This is a genomic window from Synechocystis sp. LEGE 06083, from assembly GCF_015207725.1.
Classification (GTDB): domain Bacteria; phylum Cyanobacteriota; class Cyanobacteriia; order Cyanobacteriales; family Microcystaceae; genus Synechocystis; species Synechocystis salina.
In genome coordinates this window covers 1-7,275 of sequence record NZ_JADEWJ010000196.1, presented here as the reverse complement: position 1 = coordinate 7,275, position 7,275 = coordinate 1, and the positions used below count along the sequence as shown (strand labels likewise).

The window sequence follows — 7,275 nt, the reverse complement described above, 5'->3', positions numbered from 1 at the left end:
GGGTATTAATGTGGCTTAAATGGCATTTTAAAGTCCTAAATTCATTTTCATTGGCTTTAAAACTTATTCACGGTATTAAAATCCCCAGAAAAAAAATTTGTGTTTTTAATTTTATTAAAGTAAGACAAAAATAAAATAATTTGCCTGGGTATAGTTACTCATGGCGATCGCCAAAGATGGGGCCAAGACAAAAACGAGGTTTGTACTAAAAAGAATTAGGCTTTAAAAGCTTGATAGCAAAGCCATACGGCAATTAGCAGAGGAAAATAGAGAGTCAGTGAACTAATTAAATCCTGTCCGATCCCCGTGGTCAGCACCGGAGTTTCAATCGGAGAAACAGTCCATTGACCAGAAAAGACCAATGAAAGATAAATAAATGTGAATTTTTGCTCAACAGCCGGAAACTAGCCCAATTGCGTAACCAAACTTAACGAAATTGGCCAGAGGCACCCAAGGATGGAGACCGACGACGACGGGGAGATGAAGAGCCGAACTGATTGCTAATGTCGCGAAAAATATCCCGACGAACCACTGGATAGTCCCCCACCCAGAGGTCTAGCTGGGGTAGATAGAGGTCACTTAATTTGCCAACCCTCTCCAACTCAGCATTTTTAGAGAACAACAACATTTCCGCCACCATGCCCGGCCGAATTGCTTTGTACGTTTTCTGTACAGGAGCCTGCACCACCGCCGAAAATCCCTGGCGATCGCCGACCTCCAGGTTAATGCGCCGCTCAATATTTTCCACCAGCACCAACTGCCCAAACTGATCCGCCTGCTGGGTTTGACTAATTAATTCTTCGGTGATGAAAATGTCCAGCACTTCCCCCCGCCAAAAACCCACATAGGGAAAACGACGGTATTGATTATTCCTCACACTGGCCACATAAACTGGACACCAAAGCCAATACATGCCGCCGATAATGAAACAGACCAATTCCACTCCCTGGGCTCCGTGCCCAAAAATTAAGCCCACAATCCAAATAGAAACCACAATTAAGAGGGAGATCAGTAATCTGGCTAAAAGGTTATAGACCTTACCCCAGGCATAGGAATACTGGGCACCAGTAGCAATAACAGGTACCACTTGGTCAAAGGTTTCTTTAGTAAGGGGAATGAGCATGGTAGGGGAAGCAATGGGCTATGGGGTGTATTATATCGAGCTTGGCTAAATGATTCCCCCCCGATCCCCGCCATCTGAGGCAAAGTTTTCCCGGGCCATATTTTGATAAGATTGGCTACAAGTTAGCCACTAACTTTGTACTATCCCGCATCAGGTGCGTAACTCCTATGGCTCTTGGCTATGTTGCCCTTGTCCTCCACGCCCATCTTCCCTTCGTTCGGCACCCAGAAAGCGATTATGTTTTGGAGGAGGAATGGTTATACGAAGCCATCACAGAGACCTATATTCCCCTTATCCATGTATTTGAAGGTTTGAAGCGGGATGGGGTAGATTTTAAAATTACCATGAGCATGACGCCGCCGTTGGTTTCTATGCTCCGGGATCCCCTGTTGCAAAGGCGTTATGAAGCCCATTTATCCTTGTTGCAGGAATTATTAGAAAAAGAAATTGTTCGTAATGAACATAACGGTCATCTACAGTATTTAGCCAATTTCTACGCCCAGGAATTTGCCACCATTCGGGAAACTTGGGAGCGTTACGACGGGGATTTGGTCACAGCTTTTAAACAGTTTCAAGACAGCAATAATCTGGAAATTATTACCTGTGGTGCCACCCATGGATACTTTCCTTTGATGAAAATGTATCCCCAAGCGGTGTGGTCCCAAATTAAGGTAGCTTGCGAACATTATGAAGAAAACTTTGGGCGATCGCCAAAGGGCATTTGGCTGCCGGAGTGTGCCTATTACGAAGGGGTGGAAAGAATGCTGGCCGATGCGGGTCTGCGGTATTTTCTGGTAGATGGCCATGGCATTTTATACGCCCGTCCCCGACCCCGGTTTGGCACCTATGCCCCCATCTTTACTGAAACTGGGGTGGCCGCCTTTGGCCGGGACCATGAATCTTCCCAACAGGTGTGGTCTTCCCAGGTGGGTTATCCAGGGGATCCAGTTTATCGAGAATTTTATAAAGATTTGGGTTGGGAAGCGGAATATGAGTACATCAAGCCCTACATCATGCCCAACGGTCAGCGGAAAAATATTGGCATCAAATATCACAAAATCACCAGTCGGGATGGGGGACTGTCGGAAAAGGCTTGGTACGATCCCTACTGGGCCAAGGAAAAGGCCGCTGAACACGCTGCTAACTTTATGTACAATCGCCAGCAGCAGGTGGGTCACCTAGCGGGCATTATGGGACGTCCTCCCCTGGTCGTGTCCCCCTACGATGCCGAACTGTTTGGCCATTGGTGGTACGAAGGCCCGTGGTTTATTGACTATTTATTCCGCAAATCCTGGTTTGATCAAGACACGTTTGAGATGACCCATTTGGCGGACTATCTGCGGGGGAATCCCAACCAACAGGTTTGTCGTCCTTCCCAATCCAGTTGGGGTTATAAAGGTTTCCATGAATATTGGCTTAATGAAACCAATGCTTGGATTTATCCCCACCTACATAAAGCTGCTGAGCGTATGATCGACTTGAGTTATCGAGAGGCGGTGGATGAGCTGGAAGAACGGGCTTTAAACCAAGCGGCGCGGGAATTGTTGCTGGCCCAATCCTCCGACTGGGCGTTTATTATGCGGACGGGAACCATGGTGCCCTATGCGGTACGCCGTACCCGTTCCCATCTGTTGCGCTTTGATAAATTGTTTGATGATATTCGGGCTGGCAAGGTGGATGCGGGTTGGCTAGAAAAGGTAGAAGTTATGGACAATATTTTTCCTAGCATCAACTATCGAGTTTATCGACCGATTTAAACTTAAATTATGTAATGTTTAAGTTTTATTCTCGAAAATTCTTGCGGGGTTTAGGATTATTCTTACTGATAGTTAGCCTCATGGTTGGCACAGTTTTGCTGTGGGAAAATTCCCTCGCTTCCCCCACTAAAGTTCGGGGAGTTTGGTTGACCAATGTCGATAGCAATGTGCTTTATGATTCCGCTCAATTAAAAACGGCGATCGCCGACTTGAAAAGCACCAATTTCAATACCCTGTACCCAACGGTGTGGAACGATGGCCATACCCTCTATCCTAGTGCCGTGGCCCAACAATGGTTAGGGCAAAGTCAAGATCCCAAACTAGGCGATCGGGACATGTTGGCGGAGGTAATTAGCCTAGGCAAAGAAAAATCTTTGCGGGTTATTCCCTGGTTTGAATTTGGCTTTATGGCCCCGGCGGAGAGTGAGTGGATCAAAAACCATCCCCATTGGTTGACCGCCAATGCTCAGGGGGAAACTATTTGGCTCGAAGGGGGCGTTATCCCTCGGGTGTGGTTAAATCCTCTCCATCCCGAAGTACAACAGCTAATTACTGCCTTATTGGTGGATTTAGTCCGTCGTTATGATATAGATGGCATTCAATTGGACGATCATTTTGGTTATCCCTACAATTTTGGTTATGACCCCATCACTGTTGAGTTATACCGCCAAGAGACAGGCAATGAACCGCCCCCGGCCCCTGAGTTAAACCTGAATCAAAACTGCGTTAGCTCCGACCCCGTTTGGCAACAATGGACCGATTGGCGATCGGCTAAAATTAGTCGCTATGTCCAGAGTTTAGCGCCCATTTTAAAAGCAGTAAAACCGGATTTGATCATTTCCATTTCCCCCAATCCCCAAACCTTTTCCAAAAATTGCTTTCTGTTAGATTGGCAAACTTGGCATCAAGCCGGAGTGGTGGATGAGTTGGTTCTACAGATTTACCGAGAAAAACAAGCCTCTTTTACCGGGGAATTACAACAATCTTTAGTACAACAAACTAAAACAGAAATTCCCGTAGTAGTGGGCATCCTAAGCGGATTAAAAAATCGTCCCATTCCTCCCCAAAGAATTCAACAGCAAGCCCAATGGGTTGATGATCAAGGTTTTGCTGGCACCTCTTTCTTTTTCTATGAAAGTTTATGGAATCTGGAAGCGGAAACCAGCCCTAATCCCTTCGGTTTACGGCAACAGTGGCAAAGATTGTATCGACAGCTCAACCGTTAACTTGATCGCTCATTGGGTAACAACTGGGAAGATTTAGAAAAGTGACTAACCCTTTGAGAAAGTGCTTGAAAAGCTCTCCTGACTACCCACGCTTGGGGATAGATTGGATACAAATCCTCCAGCCCCAGGTAATTTAGGGGAAAACTAAAGCTTCACCAACAAGTTCTAAGTAATCGCCGTTTCCATTTCCCGATCAAAGTAGTAAAAGCGGTGAGCATCAACCACAAACTTAACTGAGTCTTTTTGTTTAATATTTACCCTGGGGTCAATGCGGGCCACAAATTCTGTGCCGGCGGCGGTTTGGGCATAAACAATCAATTCATTCCCCATCATTTCCACTAAGTTGATAGTGGCGGGTAATTCCAGTGGCTCAATTTCTAGCGGTAAGTACTGGGGATGGTAAATATTTTCAGGGCGAATACCGAGGATAACGGCACGATCGCCGTTTTTAGCTACGGTTTCTGGTGATGGTAGGGCCACACCATCTAAATTGAGTTTTTCTTCCCCTGCTTGACTTGATCTTTCTACCTGAAAGAAGTTCATGGCAGGACTGCCAATGAAACCGGCCACAAATAGGTTAGCGGGCTGATTGTACAAATTAGCAGGGCTATCCACCTGTTGTAGAATGCCATCCTTCATCACGGCAATACGATCGCCCATGGTCATGGCTTCCACCTGGTCGTGGGTAACGTAAATGAAGGTGGTGGTCAGATCGCTATGGAGTTTGCTGATTTCTTTGCGGGCCTGCACCCGGAGCATGGCATCCAAATTGGAAAGGGGCTCGTCCATCAAAAATACGGAGGGTTTACGCACAATGGCCCTACCCACTGCCACCCGTTGCCGTTGCCCCCCAGACAATTCTTTCGGTTTGCGGTGTAGTAGTTTTTCAATGCCCAATTGTTCAGCGGCACCATACACCCGTTGCTTAATTTCGTCTTTGGACTTGCCCTGTAAATCGAGGCTAAAGGCCATATTGTCATAGACGCTCATGTGGGGATAGAGGGCATAGGACTGGAACACCATGGCAATGTCCCGATCTTTGGGGGATAGTTCATTTACCCGGCGATCGCCAATGCAAATTTGCCCTTGACTAACGGTTTCCAGCCCGGCCAAAAGTCGTAGAGAAGTGGTTTTGCCACAACCGGAGGGCCCCACAAACACCAAAAACTCCCCGTCTGCAATCTCCAAATTCAAATTATTAACGGCGACATAATCATCAAACTGTTTAGTTACCTGTTCAAAACTGACACTAGCCATAGGCAAAAATTACGATACAACAAAAAAATCAAACGGTGAAAACTAACTGGTGCAATCCCGTTCATAACTCCCCGGCAATGGGGAACCCGGGGCGACCACAGAGGACGGCTCAACCACTGCAACTAGTGGGAAAAATAGGCTCGTCGGCGCTGGGCCGCCTGTTTAAATGCCGCTACATATTGGTCATGGCCACCAGGAAAAGCCACATTAATTTTCAATGGATCTTCCCGATCCCGCATATCCCCAGGGCCTGCCACCACTTGGGTTTGCCCTGCCACGGTTTCTAGTTGTAGGGGTTGACGGTTTTTCACCTCCCCTTGGGAACTGTCCACATACACCACTAAGTTACCCTGATTTCCCAAATCTCCCAAGTCTTGGATCAATTGCAAAAATTGGCGATCGCTTCCGCCGCGTCGAATTTCCCCGGTAGTTTCATCCACCTGGCTAGTGATCGTATCCCCGACCCCAATGATCAGGGGCATCAAGTCCAGATCAAATTTCGTTTTCACCAAATGCAACAAGTCCTGGTGGGATGGGGGGGCTTGGCGAGCACTAAAACTTTCCCCCAAAGGATATTGCCCCGTCCGATTGTGGTAGTAACGGTTCAACAAGGCCAAAACCCCCGCTTCTTTCACTCCCCCCCGCAACATAAACTGAAAGTCAGTGGTGCCGGAATCCCCCGCCTTGGCCCAACGAATAATTTCCTTACCCTGTTCATCCCGGCCCAAATTAGGGGCATAGTGGACGAAAAAACTGTTACCCAAACCCTGACCCACTGCTTCTGCCATTAGTTGGTCCAATAATTGGGCCATGGTTTCCTGTAAATCCCGGTAAATTTGCGGAGTGTCCTGTAACAAATTAGCCAAGGTATTTAAATTCGCTGTGGGGGAAGCCACATTATCCAAAACCGAAGCATCGATGCCCATTTGCGACTGCTCCGGGGACAAGGAATGGTGGCGATCGCCAAAAAAAGTCTGTAAGCAATTGGTAATTCTCTGGGGCACCGCCGCTAAAAATTCCAACTCCGTTTGCCCCACGCCGGGATGACTCACCTTGCCATGACGATCCTGCCATTGTACTCCTCCGGCCGCCAAGCCAGGCAAATATAAACCCTCCTGTTGCACAAAAGATACATCCCCAAAGGCCCGTTCCACAATGCCCTGTACTCCTCTTTTTCCCACATGCTCCCCATTGGTCAACACATAAAAATGGTCAGCAAAGAGAGTGGTGGCCCGGACATAATCAGCATCAATCCGACGGCTGAGGGGGTCTTGCACTAACTCCATGCAAACCCCATCCAGGTCTTGGACAATGAGTAAATTTTCAGTTTGGACTAAGGTTTGACAAAAAGCTCCATGGTCGAGGGAGAAACGTTGTTGGTGTAATACCATTATTAATTTGATTAATTTTTCGCATCTTGACTGGACTATCAGCGGCGTAGGGGCAAAATAGGACTGTCCGTGCCCCGGCTTAACAACTCGGTAAAATCCGCCACTGGTAGAGGACGACTAAAAAGATAGCCTTGCAACTCGTCACACCTCATGTCCGCAATGGTATCGTATTCTGCCCAGGTTTCCACCCCTTCGGCAATGACCCGCAACTCCAGTTCGTGGGCCAGGTTGATAATCGAGGCGGTGATAGTTTTGTTTTTGGCGTTTTGATCAATGTGACGAATAAAGCTTTGATCTATTTTCAGAACGTCAAAGGGGAACTGCTGCAAATAACTCAGGGAAGAATAACCAGTGCCAAAGTCGTCGATCGCCACGCTGAAGCCCCCAGCCCGGAGCCCATTCAACTGGTCAATGGAATCCTGGACATTTTTCACCAAGAGGGTTTCGGTTAATTCCACTTCCAATTGTTGGGGACTAACATCATATTTTTGGGTGCCGAGCCGCAAAATAGAAATCAGATC

The 7,275-nt window shown here is 47.4% G+C and carries 6 protein-coding genes; 2 read left to right on the top strand and 4 right to left on the bottom strand.

All coding sequences use genetic code 11. The features are described from left to right. Window positions 1-427: 427 nt before the first annotated feature. On the bottom strand, window positions 428-1,123 hold the full coding sequence (locus IQ219_RS14050; protein WP_194019190.1) for a phosphate ABC transporter permease: 696 nt from the start codon (window positions 1,121-1,123) through the stop codon (window positions 428-430). A 167-nt stretch (window positions 1,124-1,290) separates the two neighbouring features. On the opposite strand from IQ219_RS14050, the gene IQ219_RS14045 reads away from it, so the two are divergent. Further along, window positions 1,291-2,880, top strand: coding sequence for a glycoside hydrolase family 57 protein (locus tag IQ219_RS14045; RefSeq protein ID WP_194073021.1), 1,590 nt, complete (start codon window positions 1,291-1,293; stop codon window positions 2,878-2,880). A 14-nt stretch (window positions 2,881-2,894) separates the two neighbouring features. Next, window positions 2,895-4,106: a family 10 glycosylhydrolase gene (locus IQ219_RS14040; RefSeq protein ID WP_194073020.1), complete on the top strand. Its 1,212-nt coding sequence runs from the start codon at window positions 2,895-2,897 to the stop codon at window positions 4,104-4,106. A gap of 165 nt (window positions 4,107-4,271) precedes the next feature. Here IQ219_RS14040 and IQ219_RS14035 read toward each other — a convergent pair whose 3' ends face one another. From IQ219_RS14035 to IQ219_RS14025, 3 genes are all read right to left on the bottom strand, one after another. After that, window positions 4,272-5,363: an ABC transporter ATP-binding protein gene (locus tag IQ219_RS14035; protein ID WP_194073019.1), complete on the bottom strand. Its 1,092-nt coding sequence runs from the start codon at window positions 5,361-5,363 to the stop codon at window positions 4,272-4,274. 122 nt (window positions 5,364-5,485) lie between these two features. Then, window positions 5,486-6,754, bottom strand: a complete 1,269-nt coding sequence (stpA, locus tag IQ219_RS14030; protein WP_194073018.1) for a glucosylglycerol 3-phosphatase — start codon at window positions 6,752-6,754, stop codon at window positions 5,486-5,488. 38 nt (window positions 6,755-6,792) lie between these two features. Next, window positions 6,793-7,275, bottom strand: a 483-nt coding sequence (locus tag IQ219_RS14025) for an EAL domain-containing protein (RefSeq protein ID WP_194073017.1), incomplete at its 5' end; no start/stop codon positions are given.